The organism is Streptomyces sp. NPDC054841 (genome assembly GCF_053611045.1).
The window spans coordinates 1-18,654 of the sequence record NZ_JBSGZO010000024.1; the positions used below are offsets into that span (position 1 = coordinate 1).

Sequence of the window (18,654 nt, forward strand, 5' to 3'; positions counted from 1 at the left end):
CGTACGGCGGCGTACGACCCGGCGAAGCCGATCGCGGCGATGACCACCGCTCCGGCCACGACGACGCCGATGAGTATGCGGTGCGTGCGTGTCAGGTGCACAGGGCGCCTCGGCTCCGCTGACTCCACAGTTCCCTGCCCTCCCATTGAGCTGTACTCGCCTTTGTCGGGCCATGCGTGTGCTTTCGTGGGCTCTTCGGTCGCGGTTTGGCGCCGGTTTTCGTTGTGTCAGCCCGGTTGGCGTGGGCGGGTCGGTCGGACAGCAGCAGTCGATGGTCTTCTCGGCCTATGCGGCCGGCGGTATCGCTTCCAGCCAGTAGGTGGCAAGGCGCCCCTGTGCGCGTCCCAGTTACAGAGCCTGGCGCATCGCGGATTCGTTCAGCAGGTCGTTGATGAGCTGCTCGGTCTCGATCTCCAGCGAGCAGTCGAGGGCTCGGTTGATCTGTTGGAGCCGGGTGATGGCGGTGTGCAGTCCGGAGCGGTTGCCGGCGGCGTGCTCGATGCGCATCCAGTCGCGGTAGAGCAGCTCGGCACTGTCGTCGACGTCAAGACCGGCCGCTATGGCCTGCCGGGCCGCTGCGAGGTCGTGGTGCGGTCCCGGCGCGGTGCGGTATGTGGCCACGGTGTGGGCGATGTCGAGGATCCGGGTCGTCATTTCCTGCTGGTAGGGCTCGGCCCAGGGGAGCGGGCGGGTACCGAAGGGGCGGCCTCGTACCAGGCCGAGTGCCTTCTCCAAGTCCGGGAGACCGGCCGGGCCCAGGGGCAGGGCGCGCTCGGCGAGTTGGGTGAAGCGTGTCCAGTCGCACCGTACGGCCCCGGAGATGCTGTAGGGGTCGTCACCGGAATGCCGCCGTGGCACGTACGGCTTGCCCGACGGGTCGTTGCCGAGGGCACGTCGCAGTCCCTGCAAGCGGGCGTTGAGGGTGTCCTTGGACCAGGGGCTGACTGGGTCCATGTCGGCGCACAGAATGTCAGCGCTGCGGCCCGGGCGGAAGTACAGCAGGGCGGCAAGCTGAGCCTGGCGGGGACCGTGGCCGGTGCTGGCGACGCCGGTTACCTCTACCGGGCCCAGAACCCGGATCTCCGGCGCGTGCAGGTCCTGCGCTTCGGCTTCCTCGCCCTCGTCGGCGACAGGCTCCACGTCTTCCCCGGGGACAGGGACCTCCGCTGCCGGGGCTTTCGGTGTGTCCGCGGCGGGTTCCTCGACCAGCTCGGTGTGAGGGTCCGCGGGCATTTCGGGAGTGGGCAGCAGACGCAGCCCTGAAGGATCGGTCGACGCGGCCAGCAACGCCGGGAACACGTCTGTGTCGGAGGCGTCTGCTGGGGCTGCCGGCGCCACGTTCTGCTTGTTGTCGGCGGGCGATACCGGTTCGGTTGGAGTCAGCGCCTTACAGTCCGGCTCGGGGCCGGGTTCGTCGGGCACGTCCTGCCACGGGCCCTCCGCGGGGTCGGCGCTCTGCCCGGAGACGGCCAAGGCCGTGGTGATCTGCTGGTAGGCGGCGTGCTCCAGGCGTTGCAGCGTGATCGAGGTGCCGGCGTGCTCGAGTTGCTGGGGCTCGTCGAGTGAGGCGCCCAGGATCTCCGCGTCGGGGAAGTGCGGGGCCGCTCCGCTCGCAGGGGCCACTAGGGCGACGGGAACACGATCGGCCTTGTCTATGAGTTCGGCGACCTGCCAGGCCAGGTCGGAGTCCAGCGTGGTTGCGCAGAGCAGCACGTAGGGCTGGTGGCTAGACTCGGGCAGCTGGTGGGCCTCCAGCAGTCGTTCGGTGAGATCCCGCAGAGCGTGCGCGGGCTGACGCATGTGCGCGATCCGGGAGGTGGGCAGCAACTGCGGCAGATCGTCGCCGAATCCGACGGTGACGACCTCGACCTCGGCCGCCCATGGGCTCATTCCCAGTTCCAGGGCGAGCGAGGTGCACACCTCGGTGATGTGCACCGTGTTGCCGTCCAGCAGCAGCGCCGGCAAATCGGTGAGGTTGAGCAGCAGCAGCTCGCCGGATTCGGTGCTGCCCACGGTGACCAGTCCCGGATACGGGGCAGGTACCTCGCGTGCTGCTTCCTCGCTCAGGAGTTCCGCGCTCGCGGGCAGCACCCACCAGCCGCCGCGCCCGGCCGTGAACGGTGCCTGCGGCTTCTGCGCGAGGTCGTCGGGCAGGACCTCGAGCGAGCGCGTGCCGATTCGCGCGGCCCGCAGCTTGGGCGGCCGTCCGTCGGCGTCGGCAGCCACGTGATGGGCCAGGGTGCGCAGGGCCATGTCCAGGTGGGCTGCGCCGGCCGGCTCGGCGGCCGCGGCCAGCTGGGCCTCGGACGCAGAGGTCTCGGGAGCGATCGCGATCTTCTCTCCGGGCTTGCGGCGTCGGCGCTGCAGCAGCCTGCGCAGCGCGAGCGCGCCGGTGATGGCGGCGGCAAGGAGCGCACCGGCGCCCAGGACGGTCCGGAGCTGCAGCGGATGACCGACCGGTGCCGACTCTTCCGGCGTTGCTGTGGTGGGGGAGGGGAGCGTGTCGGAGGTTTGCGGGGATGCGGGAGAGGCGCTGCTGTTGGGCTGTGGTGTCGCGGATGGGGCTTCCTGGCCGGCTGGCTGCTGGGCAGGCTGGGAGGCGTGCTCATCGGGCCTGGAGGTCTCCGGCGGCGCGGGGCTGGAGTGGTTCGGCGCGGGTGGGGGAGCGGCGCGCGTGTCACCGTCCGGGTCCTGGGCTGCCGGGGGAGACTGCTGCTCGCCAGCCGGCTGGTCTCCTGCGGCGTCCTCCTGTGAAGTGTCGTCCTCGACCTGGGCGCCGGGCACGGTGACTTGCTGGCCTGCGTAGATCACATCAGGGTCGGTGATCTGAGGCAGGCCGTCCGGCTGCGGCTTGCCCCGGCTGGCTTCGAACAGCTCGGGCCACTGCCGGCCGTCACCGAGCCGCTCCTCAGCGATCTTGGACAGGTAGTCGCCGGATTTCACGGTGACCACCTGCTCGTTTTCCTCGCCCCCGGCGGGGCCGCTTGCGGCGAGCTGGGTCTGTACGCCGTCATCCTGGACAGCAGCGTGCGCGGTCTTGTGGCCCGCGTCTGCGGGCAGCTGCAATCGCCAGCCGGGCTGCAGAAAGCTGTTGGCCTTGAACACCTGGCCATCGGCCATGGACCGGCCCTCGTTCAGGGCGGCGATGTCCCGCCACCGTTCGCCGTCGCCCAACTCCCGCTCAGCGATGCTCCACAGGCTCTCCGCCGGCCGCACGTCCCGAACCGTGTACATCCCTGCCTCGGTGTCGGGCGTCGCCTGGCTTGCTGGGGCCGGCGAAGCCGGGGCAGCCTGCTGAGGCAAGCGGGCAGCTGTTACGGCGGGAGCAGCCTGAGCAGGCGTTGCCAGCGCCGAACCCGCGGGCAGCAGCACCAGGATGCTGCCGATCAGCGCGGCCGCCGCGCGCTGTGACGCACCCAGCCCACGCGGCGCATGCCAGGTCCGGCCGCGGAGCTGGGCGACCAGCTCCCTTATGGCGCAGAAGGTGAACTGGGCCCAGCCGATCCAGCCGACGGCAACGAGCAGCACGAGGAACGCGGCGCCGGTGTCTTGCCGGTCCAGCAGATGCATCAGGTCGTCGCGGCTGGTCGCCCAGACCACGGGGGTGGCCCAGGCCAGCAGCAGGGGCAGCCCGGCGACCGCGCCGGCCAGGACGAGAAGGCTGAGCACGGCCTTGAGCATCTTCATCACGGTGCGGCCGGCCGTGGCGGCGGGAGTCTGGCTGGTGCGCATCAGGGTCCTTCGGGAGCAGTGACACCGTGCAGGAGCGTGGCCGTGCCCTGGCCCGACACCGACAGTGAGCCGATGCCGACCACGGGCAGGAACTTGGTGGCGTAGGAGTCGGTTGTGGTGACGGTGAGCGTTTTGCCGTCGGCGGACACTGCGACGGTGCCCGCGACGCCGGCGGAGCCTAGATAGGCCTGGGCCGCTGCCTGGGCGGCCTGCGGGTCGACGGTGATGGCCTGGCCGGAGATGGCCTGGGCGGGGTCGATGGCCTGCCCGCCCGCCCGGGCGGCCTCGGTGGCGATGTAGTCGGCGCGCTCGGTGGCGCGCAGTTTCCCGCCGCCGTCGACGGCCAGGCCGATGATGCCGATCAGCGCGACGACGCACACGGCAACGAACACGGTGACCCCACCACGGTCGTTCAACCGGTCTCGCCCACGGCGCATCTGGTGAGTGACCATCTAGCCCTCCCGCCGAGCTTGCGGCCAACGCGCCCCCGTAGCCTCACGGCTATGCCCACCGGTCACACCGCCTGCCACTGCGTCGTCTGCCAGGCCATCAACGACCTGGACACCCGTACCCAGTCGAGCGTCGACACCATCCATCAGCACGGCTGGCAGGTCATGATGATTCCCGCCGACGACCTGGGACCGGGCTGGGCCTACACCATCGGCCTGTGGCACCGGCACCGGATACCCGAGCTGGCGATGTTCGGCCTGGACATTTCGCGGATGCAGACGCTCCTCAATGACCTCGCCCGACGGGCTGTCGAGGGACAACTCTTGGAAGCCGACCAGGAGCTGCACGACATCGCGAACGTCCCGGTCGTCCTCAAGGGCGTCGACTATCGCTGGTACAAGGCGTTCTTCGGTACCGCGATCGGCTACTACCGCAAGCCGCCGTTTCCGTTCCTCCAGGTCGTGTGGCCCAACCGTGACGGAGCCTTCCCCTGGCAGCCCGGTGGAGAAGACCTCCTGGACCGCGAACCCTGGTTGTCGCTGCGTCCCGACGAACACCCCGTCGGGGTCTGGACGCAGGACCTGTGAAGAGGCGACCGACACGCCGTCGCGGACAATGACCTCATGACGCGCTGGTTCCGCAGCTACTGGGCCGAGGAAGACACCTGGTTCTACTTCGAGGTCGACGCCGACGGCTGGGTCACCCGCCAGGTTGAACTCCAAGGACCACTCGAGAAGCCCATCGCCGCAGCCTCGTCGACCGAATGGGAAGCTGCCCAGCAGGCTGGAACCCTCGCCGACTACGAAGCGACGTTCGGTGCCACGGCAGAGGTTCCTGTGCATGAGTGGGACGCACACGAGCCGCAAGACCTCACCGCCGGAGAATTTGAGACCGTCTGGCTCACAGCACGAGCAACCTGCCAAGCAAGAGCTCGAGCACGCTCGACGCACGAAGCGTGAACCCAAGGGCCATGACCCCCGCCTCACGACCCCTCACCCCCTGGGTTCGAGCCCGAGAAGCCTTCGGAATTCGTGAACCCATCGCCCCTCTGCCTGTACTGGTCCACCACCGACGTCGCGGTTGATTCCAAGGTGCGGGCCCCGGGAACGCCGGGCAGCAGGAGATCCGAGAGGTTCACGGTGCAGCGCACGGTCACTGTCACGGTCGCCACCTGTCCTACCGGCACGTTCAGCCCGCTCGCGTTCACGTTCACGCTGCTCGATGCACACGTGATGCCCTGGTCGTCCAGCGATTCGGAGGCTGCCGCGTAGGCCGCGTCTGAGGCAGCGCCTGCGGTGCGGTGAATGGATGCCTCCCGGGCGGCGTCTTCGGCTGCGGCGTCGATCTTCGAGCCGGACATGACCAGGCGGCCGCCGGCGATCGCCAGACACACGAACATGATCAGCGGCGGGATGATGATGGCGGACTCGATCGCGACACTGCCCTCATCCTCACGGGCAGAACGCCGCATCCTTCTCAGCACGGTTTCACTCTCCTGGGACAGTCCAACGCTCTACGGCGCCCGAGGCCGACTGCGTGATCCGAAGACCCGGAATGCCCGGGATCATCGACAGCGCCGTGCCGGACACCTCTATCCGCACCCGCTCGGCGCTGCTGCCGGCCGTGGACACGCTGGCCCCCTGGAGGCTGTCGCCTGCCGTGCGCCCCAGCACCTCCCGGGCCCTGGCCGCGCCGGCGGCCGGAGTGGCCTGGTACGTGCGGGCCGCGGAAAGGCCCTCGCGCGCGGCGGTCAGCGCGATCTGCCGCGCGTAGAACCACATCGAGGCCTGAACGACGGCGACGGTGGCGAGCAGCACGAACGGGAAGACGATCGCCATCTGGATCGACGCCTCCCCACGCTCCTCACGCCATCTGCGTCTCAGCCACCAGGCCCGAAGCCGCACCAGTCGGGCCATCAGATGCCGGACAGGCTGCCGTTGTACCTGGCGATGACGGCGGCGATGGTCCCGGCGATCACCAGGGCGCCGGTGACGGCGGCCACCCAGATGATGACCGTGGTGATGCTGATGTCGCCGCGGTCCGGACGCCTGCCCGCCTCCGTGAGGCGCGCCTCCAAGCGCGTGGCCAGCCAGTGCACAGCGCGGTAGGTACGGGCAGCGGTGTACTTCATCAGGTCACTCTCCAAATTTCGGTGGTCAAGTCAGACGGTGAGCATGCGGATCACCGCGGGGAACGCCATCAGGAGCATCACGAGCACCGCGAGCAGAGCGCCCGGGGCGGTCATCTTCTCGCTGACGGTGTTCGCCTCGGCGGCCTGGGAAGCAAGCAGCTCGGTGTTCAGCGCCGCGGTGCGCGCCCGCAGCGCCATGTAGACGGCGGCGCCGTCGGTGGCCGAGCCACGCATGATGTCCGCGACGTCGTCCAGAGCAGGCAGGTCGTACTGGTGCTTGAGGTCCTCCAGGGCCTGCCACGGCGGGATCTTCTCCAGCCGTGCCCGCCGCAGCGCCCCCTGCAGGTAAAGGAAGGGCCAGCCGCGGCTGACTGCGGCGGCCTTCTCCAGGGCCTCTGCCGGGCCGGCGTCCGCAGCCCGCTTGAGTGCCACCAGGTCGAGATAGGCGGCCAGCGCGTGCGCGAACTCCTCCCGCGCCCGCTTCGCCTGGTCGCGCACCGCCAGGTCCGGCGTGATGAACAGCAGCCCAGCGATGGCGAGTCCGACGACCGCGGGCACGTAGAACGGGACAGAGACGCCCGCGACGATCCAGGGGATCGTCACCAGCACCGGACACAGCAGGCCAAAGCCTGCGAGCGCGGTCTTCTTCAACATGAACTGCCCGGAGCCCTGACCGAGCAGAGCCAGGTTCTTAGCAGGGATACGCACGCCCGGCAGGCGCCCGAGACGGGCCAGCAGCCACCTGCCCCACACCTCGTCCCGGCTCAGCTCAGGCTCAGCCCCAGGCAAGGTCAGCCGGCCGGGTGCGGTGCGCTCCAGCGCGACAGCCAAGGCGGGCTGAGACCGCAGCAGTTCGCGGACCAGGAGCGCAAGACCGGCACCGATAGTGCCGCCTGTGAGCACCATGGGAAACACGTTCACCTGATTTCTCCCAGGATGCCCCGGCCTTCAGGCCGGGGAGGAATGGTCCTTGGATTGGAGCCGCGGAGCGGCCCAGTTCCCTTCGTATCTGTCGTGACCTGTGATTTCGGCTGTTGTCAGTGGTGACGGTTATGTTGTTCGGGTGAAGGTTGTGGTGCAGGTGAAGCTGCTGCCGTCGCCTGAGGTGGCGGCGGCTTTGGCGGCGACCCTGCCCGTGTGCAACCGGGCGGCTGACGCCACGTCTGTGGTCGCGTACGAGAGGGGCATCACGTCTCGTAACGAGTTGCAAAGGCTGGTCTACGCCCGCCTCAAGGCCGAGTTCGGGCTGGCTGCCCAGCCAGCTGTGCGGGTGGTGAAGAAGGTCGTGGACGCTTATGCCACGTTGCGTGCGAACATCCGGGCGGGGAACCTGGGCCCGGCCACCTCGAGGCGGCGCAGCCGTGCGGAGTCGAAGCCGATCGTCTTCCGCTCCGATGCGGCCCAGCCGTATGACGACCGGATTCTGTCGTGGCGGCACGACGCGCAGAGGGTCAGCATCTGGACCGTGGCCGGGCGGATCAAGAACGTCCGGTACACCGGGCACCCTGGCCAGTTGGCGATGCTGGCGAAGTACCGCAAGGGCGAATCGGATCTCGTGCACCGTGACGGCATGTGGTTCCTGGTCGCTACCTGCGAGGTCCCCGAAGCACCGCTCCACACCGAGCCTGTGGATTGGATCGGTGTGGACCGGGGGATTGCCAACCTCGCCACTACGTCCGATGGGGACAACTATCAGGGCCGCCGTCTTGGCCGGTACCGGCGCTGGCACGCCCGCAAGCGGGCTGAACTCCAGGCGAAGCAGACCCGCTCCGCGACCCGGCAGACCAAGCGCCGGGCGAAGAGAGAAGCCCGGCACGCCGCCCACGTCAACCACAAAATCAGCAAGGAGATCGTGGCCGTCGCACAACGCACCGGACGCGGTATCGCCCTCGAAGAACTGGGTGGCATCCGTGACCGGGTACGGCCCTTCCGCGACCAGCGGGCCGCGCTCTCCTCCTGGCCATTCCACCAGCTCGAAGAACATATCCGGTACAAGGCCCAGCGGGCCGGGGTGCCGGTGATCTTGGTGGACGCCCACTACACCTCGCAGATGTGTCCCAGATGCGGGCATACGGCGAGGCACAACCGTCCCACCCGGGACACCTTCTCCCGTCGTCGGTGCGGGCTCGCTGGCCCCGCCGACCACGTCGCCGGGGTCAACGTACGCAACCGCGCACGCTCGGCGTGGGTTCTCGTCAACGGACCCGTACCACAAAGGACCTGAACACCTCCTTTCGCTGGTAGATGCGACCCGTGGCCGTCCTGCCGTAGGGGACAGTCGGGAGCGCGACAAGGCGTAAGACGACTGAGTCAACAAGCTCGGTCGCTTACGGCCGAGAAGTTGACCGCTGGACCCCCTCCAGCTCGCGCCCGATCGGCTGCGCAGATGAATCGGCAGCGACAACGGGCAACCGGACGGTGCTGCGCGCGTCGGGCACCAGAAAGCGCGGGATGCGGCGGAAGGCGCCCAGCTGGCGCATCAGGGCGAGCGTGCCGACGAACCCAGCGGTCAGGAAGGCCAGAACGAGCTGGCCGAGCAGCGTGGAGTACGGGGCGGTATAGGACGGCACGAAGAACCCCGCGACGATGATCCCGACGGTGATGAACGTCATCCACCGCACCGTGATTCGGGGCTTGGCCCGGTCTGCCTCGATGCCGCGCTTCTTGCCGACCTCCTCGCGGACCGTGGCCGCAAGGTCCTCCAGCGCCTGGGCCAGGCCTGGACCGCGGTCGTTGACCGACAGGATGAGCGCAGCGATCACCTTGTCGGCCGTGACGTCGTCCAGCTCGTCGGCGAAGGCACGCAGCGCCTCCTCAGGACGCCATCCCAGGCGAAGCCGCTCGGACAGGTTGACGATCTGCTCGGTGAGCTCCTCCGGAGCCCCCTTCCGGCTCGTGATCATTGCCTGTTCCAGGCCCATACCGAGACGAAGCAGGCCAGCCAGCCGCTGAGTCCACTCACTCAAGCCCTCCAGTTGGCCGATGCGGCCCTGCGCGGCCTGAGCCGGGGCGATCAGCCACGGCACACCGATCACGGCCGAGCCGAGCAGCACTCCGGCCACAAAGTTCCCGGAGGCCAGCCACACACCCAGGCCCAGCACAACCGCCCCGACCACGAGCGTCCGGCGCCGCAGCTGTACGTCCTGCGACTGCCCCGGCCCCGTCCTCGATGCTCGCCACCGCTGCCGCAGCGGGGCCCTGCGCGGGGCGTCGGTGCCGATGACACCGACCACCACACCGATCAGCCCGGCCATTACGGCCATGCCGCTCAGCAGCGCCCACAGCAACGTCACTGGGCCTCCACCTTCAGCGGCAGGGGAGCCTGCCAGGCGCCAAGAGAGTGTTGCAGCAGCGCCGAGTCGAACCCGACGCGCCTGAGATCGTCGATGCACGACGGGTCCATCCGCGGCACTGCGCGCTGCTCACCGAACTCAAGCCCGGGGGAGAAGATCTCATTGGCCGCGGGGCGGCCCAACTCGCCCATACCGGTGACCTCCATGATGTGGGAGACGAACCGGTGCCGACGGCCGCCGACCTGCGTCTCATCGATCATGGATACGTAGACGACGAAGTCCAGGCCGTTGGCGATCTGCCGGTAAGCGAGCTGCTCGGACAAATTGCTCCAGGCGAGCGCGTACAGCTCGGCGATCCGGTCGAAGACGATGTCAGGGCGCCGGGCGTGGATGGTGCACAGGGTGCCGCCCGCGCCATTGGTCAGGGCCTGCATCATGGCGATGATTTCGGGACCGCGGACCTCGCCGACGACGATCCGGTCCAGCGACATCCGCAGCGACGGGTGAATCAGGTCCAGCAGCGTGATCTCGCCGACGCCGCGCCCGGAGGCGTCCTTCTCGCCGTTGGATTCGCGTCCCATGAGGGAGACGACCTGGCGGTGGTAGCCGTTGGTGTCCGCGTGGAGCTCGTCCTCGGTCTGGATCGTGGCGAACCTGGTCTCCGGATCGACCTCCCTGAGCATCGCCCGCATCAAGCTGGTCTTTCCGACCTTCTGCTTCCCGGCGATCATGACGTTCTTCTCTGCGCGTACGCAGGCCGCCAGGAACTCCTTGATGATCGGGTCGATGGTGCCCAACGCGACCATGTCGTCCAGGTCGGCGTGCTTGACTCGGTGGCGGCGGATCACCGCATACGTCTTCGGACCCAGCGCGGTGATGGCCTGGAGCCGAGATCCGTCTTTCAACGCCAGCGCCAGCATCGGGTTCGCCGTGGAGATCGTCCGCTCGCTGTGCCCGGAGTCCCGCGCCAGCTCGCGCAGCAGCTCCAGCAGCTCCTCTTCCGAGTCAGCCACCGGGCCGACCAGGCGGCGCTGTCCGTCGCCATAGTCCAGCCACACCTCGTCGTGGCCCTGGATGATGATGTCCTCGACTCGAGGGTCATCCAGATACGGCTGGAGTCGGCCTGCCCGATAGAGCAGGTCGTAGACCGCGCGCCGCAGGGCGTCGTCCTCCTGCGCAGTGGGGTTCACGCTCCGCTCGACGGCTTGCGCGTCCGACCACAGGGCGACCGCGTCATTGATCCAGCGCAGGCAGTGCTGCTCCTCGGTGGCGCGGTCCAGCGAAGGGTCGGTCTTCAGTAACTCCTCGCGCTGCTTGGAGACTTGCCTCGCGATGTGGCGGGCGATCTTGTAGTCGACCTGGACGTGCGGAACTGGCGTGCCCACCATGTACGGGTCCGCTGCCCTGCCTTCCACGGCGGTGCCTGTGGCCTGAGAAGGCCACTGCTTGTGCACAGGGCGGCCGTTCACGGGCGGGCGAACGGTCGGATCAGGGTGAAGAGGCCTACCGCGCATACGCCACCTGCCCCTCGTCGGGACCAGCCATGCGCGGGGCCAGCCAAGACCTACGCAGCACGGCCCGCTGCACCAGCACCGTGCTCGCCGTCCGGGCCGCCTTCATCAACGCCGACCTCGTGAAATGACGCGGCTGCTCCGCCCCGTCGGACAACACCCGCGCCTCCTTCGGCGCATACGGCAGCGTTGCCACCACCGGCACCCGCAGCACACGCTGTACTTCCCCAGCCGGGTAGGGGCCCTCGTCGACCATGAGCAGCCCGATGTTGCCCACCCGCTCCTCCAGCGCTTCGATACGCGCCTGCGCGGCCTGCAGACACCGCAGCGTGTTCCGCACGACGACGATCAGAGCGTCCGCACGCTGCGCGAGCACCGCCGACGGCCCGAACGCACCGCTGCGCCCCAGGTCGATCAGCACATCGTGGCCGTCCGCGGGCAGTGCGTCGATGCCGCGGAACATGTCGGCCAGCGGTTCCCACACCGGCCCGAGTCCGGCCGCCTGGGCCGGGTCGGTCACCCCCGGCAGCAGAAGCCGGTCACGCGGAGACTCCTGCTTCCCGTCCTCGCTGCTGAGATCCACCAGCTGCCGCCAGAAGGCGTCCTTCAGCTCGCCTTTGCGGGCGGCCACCGAGAGGTTCCGCAGGCCGTACCGGTCACCGAGCGTGCCCTGCAGCAAGCCGTGCAGCACCGCCCCGCCGTCCGGATCGCATTCGGCCAGGATCATCCGCCTGCCCGCCTCGATCGGCCACATCAGCAGCAGCGCCAAAGCGCTGGTGGTCACCCCGGGCGCGCCGCTGCAGCCAGCCAGCGCGATCACAGCCATCAGCTACCGTCCTGCGCATCGAGAATGAGTCGGAAGGTGCCGGTGGCAACCCATGCCGCAACGGTCGGGCCGTCGCCGGCCGACGTGGCCACATCCACGACCACAATCCCGGTGCCCGGCGCGGCTTTGGAAGCCTTCACCACGCGTCCGGCGATCGGGGGCGCCGTGGCCGGATCCTTGGGGAGCTCCTCGCCCTGCGCCGGGACGCGTACCAGCCGCACCCGCTGTCCGGGCACCAGCGCGGTGGCCGGTACCTGCTCAGGCTTGAGCCCGATCGGGACCAGCTGCTCGCCCGGCTTGACCAGCGAATCCTTCGTCACCTGCGACGGGGACAGAAGCGAGCCGGGCCTGAGCTCGACCGCCGCTCGCTTGCCCACAACCGTCTCCAGCTCGTCGGCGCGCACTGCTCTAACCGCCGGGTCCAGGGCCACCGATGCCTTTCCCAGGTCCTGCTCGGTGAGGACTTGACCGACCTGGACGTCGCGCACGACGGTCACCACCTGTGTACGGTGGCCGGCCTGGAGAAGAAGAACTGCCACACCGGCACCACCAGCCGCGATGAGGGCCAGCGACAGGGCAATCACGCCCGGGCGACGCCTGCGCGCCGAGACTCGCGGTGGCGCCACCGGGTCCGCTGCCCGCCCCTGAGACGGCACTCCATTCGTCGCGGCGGCCGTGTGCGCGGCTTCCTTGGTCCTGCTCACGCTCATTCCCTCCGGGAGCTCTACCCGACGACCTGCAGCTCGCCGATCGCCACTTGTTCCTGGGACTCCCTGATCTCCGTCAGCTGTCCCGCCTCGCCGCCCCCGGACACCTGCCAGTCCACGGTCCACGTCGACGTCGCGGTGAGGGTGTACTTGCCGCCGTTCTGCGAGGCCGACGTGCGCAGGTAGGTGTGGCCGCAGGACGGCGATTCCTGCTTCCCAAAGGACGCCTTGTACGGCGTGCCCGGCCCCGTGCAGGTCACCGTTGAGCCATCGCCCATCTTCCAGACAATCTTGGTGACCTTGGCCGTTGCCGTGACGGTGACCCCGTCGGCCGTCGCGCTGGCGGTATTAGGCCCGAACGTGGTGGGGCTCTGGTTCACCCATATCCACACCGGGACACCCACGATGTACTTGCCGGCTGGACGCGGACTTGCGATGTCGGGGCCTGACAGCCGCATCTTGTCCACGGCCTGCTGCGCGACCACAGCCGGGTCGACAGCGGGCACACCGGCGGAACCGTCGGCGACGAACGTATTGATCACGGGCGTGCCACCGGGCCCTGTCAGGCAGACACGTTCGTACACTGCTCCGTCGCTCGGGGACTTGTCCCCCCAGAGTGCGCCTCCGACTGGTGGCTGCGGATCCAGTCTCCTGACCGTGCACACGGGAGCCTTACTGCCACTTGATGCAGCAGGCTTGTCCTTGCTACCCGAACTCCCGCCCCCGCTGCCGTCGACCCCGATGCCCACACAGAAGGACTCGAGGTCACACCCGCCGGCATCAACGGTCGGATCCCCAGCCATCGGGCCGACTGCCAAGGCCAGCGGCAGCACCAGCGCAGCCACGCTCGGACTCAGCATCCCTGGTCCTTCTGCTGAGCCCGCAGGATCACCCACTGCCCATTCCACCTCTCGGCAGTGACGATGCTGATGTACTTGGTGCGCCGCTCCTCGGGGAGTTTCACAACGCGCCCGGATTTGCGCTCGACCAGCTTCCAGGAGGACACATCGACGCAGTCCCGCAGGGTGGCTGTGGGGACCCTCCTCGACATGTCGATCTTCATGACAGAAGGAGAGCGGCTGGGTTCCCCCGTGGTCACAAAGCCCTTCTCCGCCAGGCCCTTGACCTCGTACTCGACTGCCGTGCGGGCTTCACCGACTGCGTACCTCTCCAGATCCGAGCCGGCCACCGAAGCTTTGGCGTAGGCCGCGGCCTTGGCGTCCCAGTAGTGGTTGTAGCTGGCCAGTACGGCTTGGGCGTGCGGATCAGCCGTCTGGCTCGATGAAGGAGAGGGCGTTGACGAACTCGTCGGCGAAAAGCCGGCCGATGGCCTGCTGGCATCGCGGGAGCCGTCGTGGTTGCTGCAGCTGGTCAGTACCGCCAGCGAGCAGAGCGTGACAGCGGCGATGCCTGCCACCCCGTGCGAGGGACGACGTCGGCTATGGAACAGTGCGGTGGTCATGGATCCTCCTCGTATGGCGCCGGTGTTGCCGAACTCCAAGTCACGTCGCCTGCAGGCGAATTCCGTTACGCGCTTCCGCGTGCGTTATGCGTCTCTCTGTCAAGATCTGGCGTCGTTGTAGCAGTTGTTTGTTGTGTTCTGATTCGCACCGGCCCTAACTGCGCTGACTCGCGGTGATGCTGCTCATTGCTGTCGGGGGAAGGTGATGGTGACGCGCCGGTTCTTCTCCCTGCCGGACTCGGTTCCGTTGTCAGAGACCGGGTTGGATTCGCCGAAGCCTTGGACGATGTAGGTGACATTGGCGCCGAGTACCTGACGGAGGGCGTCGCGTACGGCTTCGGCGCGCTGACGGGACAGGGTCAGGCCGTGGGCTGCTGAGCCGAGGTCGTCGGTGTATCCGGCGATGGTGGCTTTCGTCGCGCGCCGGCTGCGGATCTCGCGGGCCACGTCCCAAATGCGCGCCCGGGCAGTCGGGGTCAGCTTTGCGCTGTCCTTGCCGAACAACACCTTGGCACCGATGGCGATGGTGGTGCGGCCCGTGGTGTCCTCGCGGCGTTCGTCGCCGGTACCGGAGACGGTGACGATGTCGGCGGTGACGGTCCGCAGGTCTGTGATGACCGGAGCGGCGAGCGTGGCCCCCGGCACAAGGTGCGGGTCCCCAGAGGGGGTCTCATCGGCGTAGGCCGACGCGACGCTCGCGGTGAGCGCGACCAGGGCGGCTGCGGCGAGGGTAGCCATACGGGTGATCGAGGCCATGGTCATCCACCTAGCACGAGGCTCGCGACGGGAAATGTGGGTAGCTCGAAGCCGAGCCGCGTGCTACTGGCGGGCGGGGCGGGGAACTGGGCGGCGAAGGCCATGCTCTTACCGACGTTGATCTGGTTGATGCGGGTGGTGCACAGGCACAGGCCGGTGGTGTCGCGCAGCACGTAGTAGCGCTTCATGCTCGCCTCGTCGACTAGGGCCGCGCCGGAGACGGACCCGGGGCTCTTGGGCATGTCGCGGAAGTCACCCCGCCAGGCGTTCGTGCCGTAGAAGTTCTTGGTGCCGTTGTTAGTGATACTGCCGCGCACGGTCAGCCACGTGCCGCCGTGGCTGCGTTCGGCGGAGGTGATGCGCAGCGTCAGATCGCCCTCGCCGTCGACCTGGGCCAGTACGCGCCCGTCGCTCTGAGGTGTCGGGCCGGTGCTCTCGGCCGGGACAGCCGAGGTGCTGGGCTGAGCGGGTCTGGCGGGAGCCGGCTTGTCGGTGACGAGGGAGCAGCCGGCCGCGGTGAGAGTGAGGGCCGCGGCCGCGGCAGCGAGCAGGGTCCGGCGGATCCGGTGTGTTCGTGTTCGGGTGGTCATTCGGGACTCCCGTTGAGCATGAGGTGGTTGGGGTCGACGGTGATGGGCCAGATGGTGACCGTGTCCCCGTCGTGGGTGACTGCCTGATGGGGGTACGCGGCCCGGATCGCGTCCACGGCGGCCTGGTCGAAGAGGCCTTGCAGGAGCGCGGCGCCGTCGGTGTGAGTGGTCACTGCGTGGGTGCCGGGGGGCCAGATGGTGATGACGCTGCCGTCCCGGGTGAATTGCAGGTGCGGCAGCACGGATCGCAGCTCCACCAGGTCGTCCTCGGTGAACGAGCCGTGCAGGCGGATCAGGAGGCGGTGGTCGTCCACCTGTTGGGTGTGCACGGGCAGGACAGCTTCCGGGAAAGTTGCCGGAACCGGCCCGCAGGCCTCCCCGGAGCGGCGCGCGCCAACCGTCTGTTCGCGCGCGCCAGCCCTCGGGCGTGGGTCAGCCCGCATAGTGCGTGACCATCCCGTGCGTGAACCACACCGCCCACCCGAGAGGTACGAGCGCCACGTACGCCAACGGCCGTTGGTGCACTGGCGCGCCCTCCGGCAGTGAGTGCTGTCCCGGCGCGGGTACGGAGGCGGGCAGCTTGCTGTACTTCCGGTGGGCGATCAGGTTCCACACCAGCGTGAAGGGCGTGAACGCGACAAGCGAGAGTGGGCTAAACCAGCCCAGGCAGAGCGTCTGCACCGTCATCTGACGGACGACCGCCCGCCCGCAAGAACGGCAGAACGGGCCCTCCATCTTGTGGAACCGCATCAGGACGAGCAGGCCCTGGTGGGCACGGACGGTGACGTCTGCGATGTCCAGTGCCCCGCATACCCGGCACCCCGGCGCGGCGGCCGGGTAGCTGGGCAGGCCAGCTTGTACGTGGCCGTGCTGAGGTGGGCCGGGCTGTCCGGCTGGATGCGTGGACGCGGAGCCGCAGGGCCCGGCATGGGTCGGGTACTGGGAAGGGAAGGGCTGAGCGGTCATGAGCGGGCCTCCTGGCTGTGGGCCGGTATCGGTGCGTACGGGCGGAAGATGGGCTTGAAGTCGGCGTGTGCGGAGAACGCCTCGGCGGCGATGCAGGGCAGCACCCAGCGAAGGGTGTCGATCTGCGCGACGAAGAAATCGTCGTGGCCCATCTGAGCCACTCGCGGGTGCTTCTCCTCGAACTCGGTCAGGACGTCCGCGACGCCGGCGAAGGCCTTCTGCTCGGCCGGGCAGCCGCAGGCATCGGCCTCGGCGATCCGCTTACGGAGAAAACCGCACAGAGCCTGGTCCGCTGTCGGCAGACGGATGACGGTGGAGCTCACCCTCCGCCCCCTCGTGACGGATGAGATTGAGTTGGGGGCTGGTTGCGGCGTAGGGGCATCGGATTCCTTCTCGCGGTCGTGGATCTGGGGCGGAATCGGGGATCGGATCAGGAAGGGATGAAGTTGGTGGAGAAGCAGCCCTCGACCGGCCCCTTGTGGACCGTGTAGCCGCCGGGGATGTCCGCCTTGTACTTCGCCTTGCAGGTCATGAGGAGCAGCCCGCCCGGCATGAGGCCGCGGACGGTGTCGTCGTCCGGCGCGACGACGGCGACAAGACTGGTCCGAAACGAACGGGGCAACAGCACCACGGGGGTGGTGAGCATGGCTATGAGGGGCACTCCTGTGCGGGTGAGTCCTGAGAGTCGAGCGACGTGCAGGGGGCCGGGGGTGCTGAGGCGGTTCAGGTAGCGGGCTGGGGAAGGCGTTGGGGGCCTGGCTGCACAAGTGGGCGGTGCATCAGTGCGGCCAGCGGAAGGATCAGCGCGGCGCCGAGCAGGCCCGTCGCTCCCGTGACGACCGCGGCAAACCGGCCCCCGCCTTGGCCGAGCGCCCAGCCGGTCAACAGCGGGGCGAGGATCACCGCCGCGGCGAGCGTGGCCCCCCAGACCCCGGCGTAGGTGGCGCGTGCATCCGTGGGTGCCAGGTACACAAGGACGTTGCCCGCGGCCACGAACAACACGATCTCTCCGGGCACCAACAGCGCGGCCGTCACGCTGTATCCGAGAGTGGTGGAGGCGTATCCGGCGACCGTCATTCCCGTGCTGAGAGCCACGGCGCTGCTGGCGAGCGGCGCGAGCATCGGGCCGAGGGCCGCCTTGCGGCTGAGCCAGGGAGTCAGGATCGGGGTGCAGAGAAGCACCGCAAGCCCGTTGGCGAGCTGCGTCCATCCATACGCCGCCTCATCCAGACCGTCGGCGGACATGAGCAGGGGAAGCGACTGGAACATTCCGGCGGCCGGGATCAGGGCGGCGAGGCTGGCCAGTGTCAGCAGCCACAGCCGCACATCCCCAAGCGCGACCCGGTGGCTGGGCCGGGCGGCGGACGTGTCGCGGGCCGGCCGAGCGTCGTCCAGGAACCGCCAGGCGATCACGGCGCACAGCGCGCACGCCACCGCGTTGAGCCAGATCAGCGGAGCAACACCGGTTCGTCCGGCGAGCAGTCCGCCGGCGAACCCCGTCCCCGCTGCCGCAGCGTTGATGACGAAGTTCCGCAGCCCGTCGACGGCGGCCCGGCCCTCGTCTGTGGGGATCAGGTCGGAGAGGAGCGCTGTCACGATCGGCCGGGGCGCATCGTAGACGGCCCCGGCGATTGCAGCGCAGGCGAGAACCGTCGGCGCGGACGCGGCATGTGCGAGGAACGGCAGCGTGAGCGTCGCCGTGGCCATCGCTCCGACGAGAGTCGCCCGGCGGCCGAACCGGTCCGCCAGCCAGCCGCATGCCGGCTGCCCCAACAGCCATCCGACACCGAAGGCGGCGAGCACGCGGGCGACCTCGGCGGTCGAAAAGCCGAGGTCCGACACGTGATACGCCAGAAAGGGATACACGTAGCCGCAGCCGCGCACCAGGAACGAAACGGCGAGCAGGCCCCAGATCGAGCGCGGCCAAGTACGGGGCGAGCGATCAGGTACGGCGGGCAGTGTCACGGGCAGAGCGGTGGTGGACACGGGGCGCTCCAGGAAGAGGTCGGCGGTCTTCAGTGGTGCGGCCTCGGCGTCTGACCAGTACGGGCGCCGGGGTCATCGGGGGTGCCGGGGGGACCACGGCACCCCCGAAGTGCCGAGTGGCCGCCCGAAGAGGGCGAGGAAGGAGGGGGATTGAACGGCTCACCGCGTCTCGGCCGGTGACCGACTGGCGGAGGCGGGGAAGCCCCTCAAGCCAGCCGGACCTCGTGGCCGCCCTCCGTTGGAG

22 protein-coding genes are annotated in these 18,654 nt (G+C 68.9%); 3 read left to right on the forward strand and 19 right to left on the reverse strand.

The window, feature by feature from the left end; all coding sequences use genetic code 11:
* Positions 1–348: 348 nt before the first annotated feature.
* Both ACWGI8_RS05720 and ACWGI8_RS05725 read right to left on the reverse strand, forming a co-directional pair.
* Positions 349–3,732: a LysM peptidoglycan-binding domain-containing protein gene (locus ACWGI8_RS05720; RefSeq protein WP_453658840.1), complete on the reverse strand. Its 3,384-nt coding sequence runs from the start codon at positions 3,730–3,732 to the stop codon at positions 349–351.
* On the reverse strand, positions 3,732–4,184 hold the full coding sequence (locus ACWGI8_RS05725) for a pilus assembly protein TadG-related protein (RefSeq protein WP_453658841.1): 453 nt from the start codon (positions 4,182–4,184) through the stop codon (positions 3,732–3,734). Before ACWGI8_RS05725 ends, ACWGI8_RS05720 begins: the two co-directional genes overlap by 1 nt.
* 51 nt (positions 4,185–4,235) lie before the next feature.
* Here ACWGI8_RS05725 and ACWGI8_RS05730 point away from each other — a divergent pair, with 51 nt between their 5' ends.
* Both ACWGI8_RS05730 and ACWGI8_RS05735 read left to right on the forward strand, forming a co-directional pair.
* Positions 4,236–4,769 (forward strand): DUF4262 domain-containing protein, encoded by a 534-nt coding sequence (locus ACWGI8_RS05730; RefSeq protein ID WP_453658842.1) that lies wholly within the window; start codon positions 4,236–4,238, stop codon positions 4,767–4,769.
* A 36-nt stretch (positions 4,770–4,805) separates the two neighbouring features.
* Positions 4,806–5,141, forward strand: a complete 336-nt coding sequence (locus ACWGI8_RS05735) for a hypothetical protein (RefSeq protein WP_453658843.1) — start codon at positions 4,806–4,808, stop codon at positions 5,139–5,141.
* Between the two features lie 23 nt (positions 5,142–5,164).
* On the opposite strand, the gene ACWGI8_RS05740 is transcribed toward ACWGI8_RS05735, so the two are convergent.
* Genes ACWGI8_RS05740 through ACWGI8_RS05755 form a run of 4 tightly spaced genes read right to left on the reverse strand, consistent with a single transcriptional unit; the run spans position 5,165 to position 7,234 of the window.
* Positions 5,165–5,653 carry a TadE/TadG family type IV pilus assembly protein gene (locus ACWGI8_RS05740; RefSeq protein WP_453658881.1) on the reverse strand — a complete coding sequence of 163 codons (489 nt, stop codon included), beginning with the start codon at positions 5,651–5,653 and terminating at the stop codon, positions 5,165–5,167.
* Positions 5,654–5,669: 16 nt separating this feature from the next.
* Entirely contained in the window at positions 5,670–6,098 is a 429-nt protein-coding gene (locus ACWGI8_RS05745; RefSeq protein WP_453658844.1) for a TadE family protein, read from the reverse strand.
* Complete coding sequence (locus ACWGI8_RS05750; protein WP_453658845.1) at positions 6,098–6,313, reverse strand: hypothetical protein; 216 nt, start codon at positions 6,311–6,313, stop codon at positions 6,098–6,100. Before ACWGI8_RS05750 ends, ACWGI8_RS05745 begins: the two co-directional genes overlap by 1 nt.
* Before the next feature lie 30 nt (positions 6,314–6,343).
* Positions 6,344–7,234 carry a type II secretion system F family protein gene (locus ACWGI8_RS05755; RefSeq protein ID WP_453658846.1) on the reverse strand — a complete coding sequence of 297 codons (891 nt, stop codon included), beginning with the start codon at positions 7,232–7,234 and terminating at the stop codon, positions 6,344–6,346.
* 142 nt (positions 7,235–7,376) lie between these two features.
* Here ACWGI8_RS05755 and ACWGI8_RS05760 point away from each other — a divergent pair, with 142 nt between their 5' ends.
* Entirely contained in the window at positions 7,377–8,537 is a 1,161-nt protein-coding gene (locus ACWGI8_RS05760) for an RNA-guided endonuclease InsQ/TnpB family protein (RefSeq protein ID WP_453658847.1), read from the forward strand.
* A 103-nt stretch (positions 8,538–8,640) separates the two neighbouring features.
* Here the strand turns inward: ACWGI8_RS05760 and ACWGI8_RS05765 are convergent, their stop codons facing one another.
* The 13 genes from ACWGI8_RS05765 to ACWGI8_RS05825 form a co-directional block, all read right to left on the reverse strand.
* Positions 8,641–9,606 carry a type II secretion system F family protein gene (locus ACWGI8_RS05765; RefSeq protein WP_453658848.1) on the reverse strand — a complete coding sequence of 322 codons (966 nt, stop codon included), beginning with the start codon at positions 9,604–9,606 and terminating at the stop codon, positions 8,641–8,643.
* On the reverse strand, positions 9,603–10,994 hold the full coding sequence (locus ACWGI8_RS05770) for a CpaF family protein (protein WP_453658849.1): 1,392 nt from the start codon (positions 10,992–10,994) through the stop codon (positions 9,603–9,605). Before ACWGI8_RS05770 ends, ACWGI8_RS05765 begins: the two co-directional genes overlap by 4 nt.
* Positions 10,995–11,109: 115 nt before the next feature.
* Positions 11,110–11,943, reverse strand: a complete 834-nt coding sequence (locus ACWGI8_RS05775) for a hypothetical protein (protein ID WP_453658850.1) — start codon at positions 11,941–11,943, stop codon at positions 11,110–11,112.
* A complete protein-coding gene (locus ACWGI8_RS05780) occupies positions 11,943–12,653 on the reverse strand; it encodes an SAF domain-containing protein (protein ID WP_453658851.1) in 711 nt (236 codons plus the stop codon). Before ACWGI8_RS05780 ends, ACWGI8_RS05775 begins: the two co-directional genes overlap by 1 nt.
* Positions 12,654–12,667: 14 nt before the next feature.
* Complete coding sequence (locus tag ACWGI8_RS05785) at positions 12,668–13,192, reverse strand: ATP/GTP-binding protein (RefSeq protein WP_453658852.1); 525 nt, start codon at positions 13,190–13,192, stop codon at positions 12,668–12,670.
* A gap of 311 nt (positions 13,193–13,503) precedes the next feature.
* The gene (locus ACWGI8_RS05790) at positions 13,504–14,112 is read right to left on the reverse strand and encodes a hypothetical protein (protein WP_453658853.1); all 609 of its coding nucleotides are present in this window, start codon (positions 14,110–14,112) and stop codon (positions 13,504–13,506) included.
* 183 nt (positions 14,113–14,295) lie between these two features.
* Positions 14,296–14,868, reverse strand: a complete 573-nt coding sequence (locus tag ACWGI8_RS05795) for an OmpA family protein (protein WP_453658854.1) — start codon at positions 14,866–14,868, stop codon at positions 14,296–14,298.
* Positions 14,869–14,870: 2 nt separating this feature from the next.
* The gene (locus tag ACWGI8_RS05800) at positions 14,871–15,458 is read right to left on the reverse strand and encodes a hypothetical protein (RefSeq protein WP_453658855.1); all 588 of its coding nucleotides are present in this window, start codon (positions 15,456–15,458) and stop codon (positions 14,871–14,873) included.
* Positions 15,455–15,787 carry a hypothetical protein gene (locus tag ACWGI8_RS05805; RefSeq protein ID WP_453658856.1) on the reverse strand — a complete coding sequence of 111 codons (333 nt, stop codon included), beginning with the start codon at positions 15,785–15,787 and terminating at the stop codon, positions 15,455–15,457. Before ACWGI8_RS05805 ends, ACWGI8_RS05800 begins: the two co-directional genes overlap by 4 nt.
* A gap of 103 nt (positions 15,788–15,890) precedes the next feature.
* The gene (locus ACWGI8_RS05810; protein ID WP_453658857.1) at positions 15,891–16,424 is read right to left on the reverse strand and encodes a hypothetical protein; all 534 of its coding nucleotides are present in this window, start codon (positions 16,422–16,424) and stop codon (positions 15,891–15,893) included.
* Positions 16,421–16,747, reverse strand: a complete 327-nt coding sequence (locus ACWGI8_RS05815; RefSeq protein WP_453658858.1) for a hypothetical protein — start codon at positions 16,745–16,747, stop codon at positions 16,421–16,423. Before ACWGI8_RS05815 ends, ACWGI8_RS05810 begins: the two co-directional genes overlap by 4 nt.
* 107 nt (positions 16,748–16,854) lie before the next feature.
* A complete protein-coding gene (locus ACWGI8_RS05820; protein WP_453658859.1) occupies positions 16,855–17,070 on the reverse strand; it encodes a hypothetical protein in 216 nt (71 codons plus the stop codon).
* Positions 17,071–17,147: 77 nt separating this feature from the next.
* Positions 17,148–18,410: an MFS transporter gene (locus tag ACWGI8_RS05825; RefSeq protein ID WP_453658860.1), complete on the reverse strand. Its 1,263-nt coding sequence runs from the start codon at positions 18,408–18,410 to the stop codon at positions 17,148–17,150.
* Between the last annotated feature and the right edge of the window lie 244 nt (positions 18,411–18,654).

Bases quoted from the DNA above. Each gene is read 5' to 3' on its own strand.
- ACWGI8_RS05720 (WP_453658840.1), bottom strand. From the start codon at position 3,732: ATGCGCACCAGCCAGACTCCCGCCGCCACGGCCGGCCGCACCGTGATG.
- ACWGI8_RS05725 (WP_453658841.1), bottom strand. From the start codon at position 4,184: ATGGTCACTCACCAGATGCGCCGTGGGCGAGACCGGTTGAACGACCGT.
- ACWGI8_RS05730 (WP_453658842.1), top strand. From the start codon at position 4,236: ATGCCCACCGGTCACACCGCCTGCCACTGCGTCGTCTGCCAGGCCATC.
- ACWGI8_RS05735 (WP_453658843.1), top strand. From the start codon at position 4,806: ATGACGCGCTGGTTCCGCAGCTACTGGGCCGAGGAAGACACCTGGTTC.
- ACWGI8_RS05740 (WP_453658881.1), bottom strand. From the start codon at position 5,653: ATGCGGCGTTCTGCCCGTGAGGATGAGGGCAGTGTCGCGATCGAGTCC.
- ACWGI8_RS05745 (WP_453658844.1), bottom strand. From the start codon at position 6,098: ATGGCCCGACTGGTGCGGCTTCGGGCCTGGTGGCTGAGACGCAGATGG.
- ACWGI8_RS05750 (WP_453658845.1), bottom strand. From the start codon at position 6,313: ATGAAGTACACCGCTGCCCGTACCTACCGCGCTGTGCACTGGCTGGCC.
- ACWGI8_RS05770 (WP_453658849.1), bottom strand. From the start codon at position 10,994: ATGGTGGGCACGCCAGTTCCGCACGTCCAGGTCGACTACAAGATCGCC.
- ACWGI8_RS05775 (WP_453658850.1), bottom strand. From the start codon at position 11,943: ATGGCTGTGATCGCGCTGGCTGGCTGCAGCGGCGCGCCCGGGGTGACC.
- ACWGI8_RS05780 (WP_453658851.1), bottom strand. From the start codon at position 12,653: ATGAGCGTGAGCAGGACCAAGGAAGCCGCGCACACGGCCGCCGCGACG.
- ACWGI8_RS05790 (WP_453658853.1), bottom strand. From the start codon at position 14,112: ATGACCACCGCACTGTTCCATAGCCGACGTCGTCCCTCGCACGGGGTG.
- ACWGI8_RS05795 (WP_453658854.1), bottom strand. From the start codon at position 14,868: ATGGCCTCGATCACCCGTATGGCTACCCTCGCCGCAGCCGCCCTGGTC.
- ACWGI8_RS05800 (WP_453658855.1), bottom strand. From the start codon at position 15,458: ATGACCACCCGAACACGAACACACCGGATCCGCCGGACCCTGCTCGCT.
- ACWGI8_RS05810 (WP_453658857.1), bottom strand. From the start codon at position 16,424: ATGACCGCTCAGCCCTTCCCTTCCCAGTACCCGACCCATGCCGGGCCC.
- ACWGI8_RS05820 (WP_453658859.1), bottom strand. From the start codon at position 17,070: ATGCTCACCACCCCCGTGGTGCTGTTGCCCCGTTCGTTTCGGACCAGT.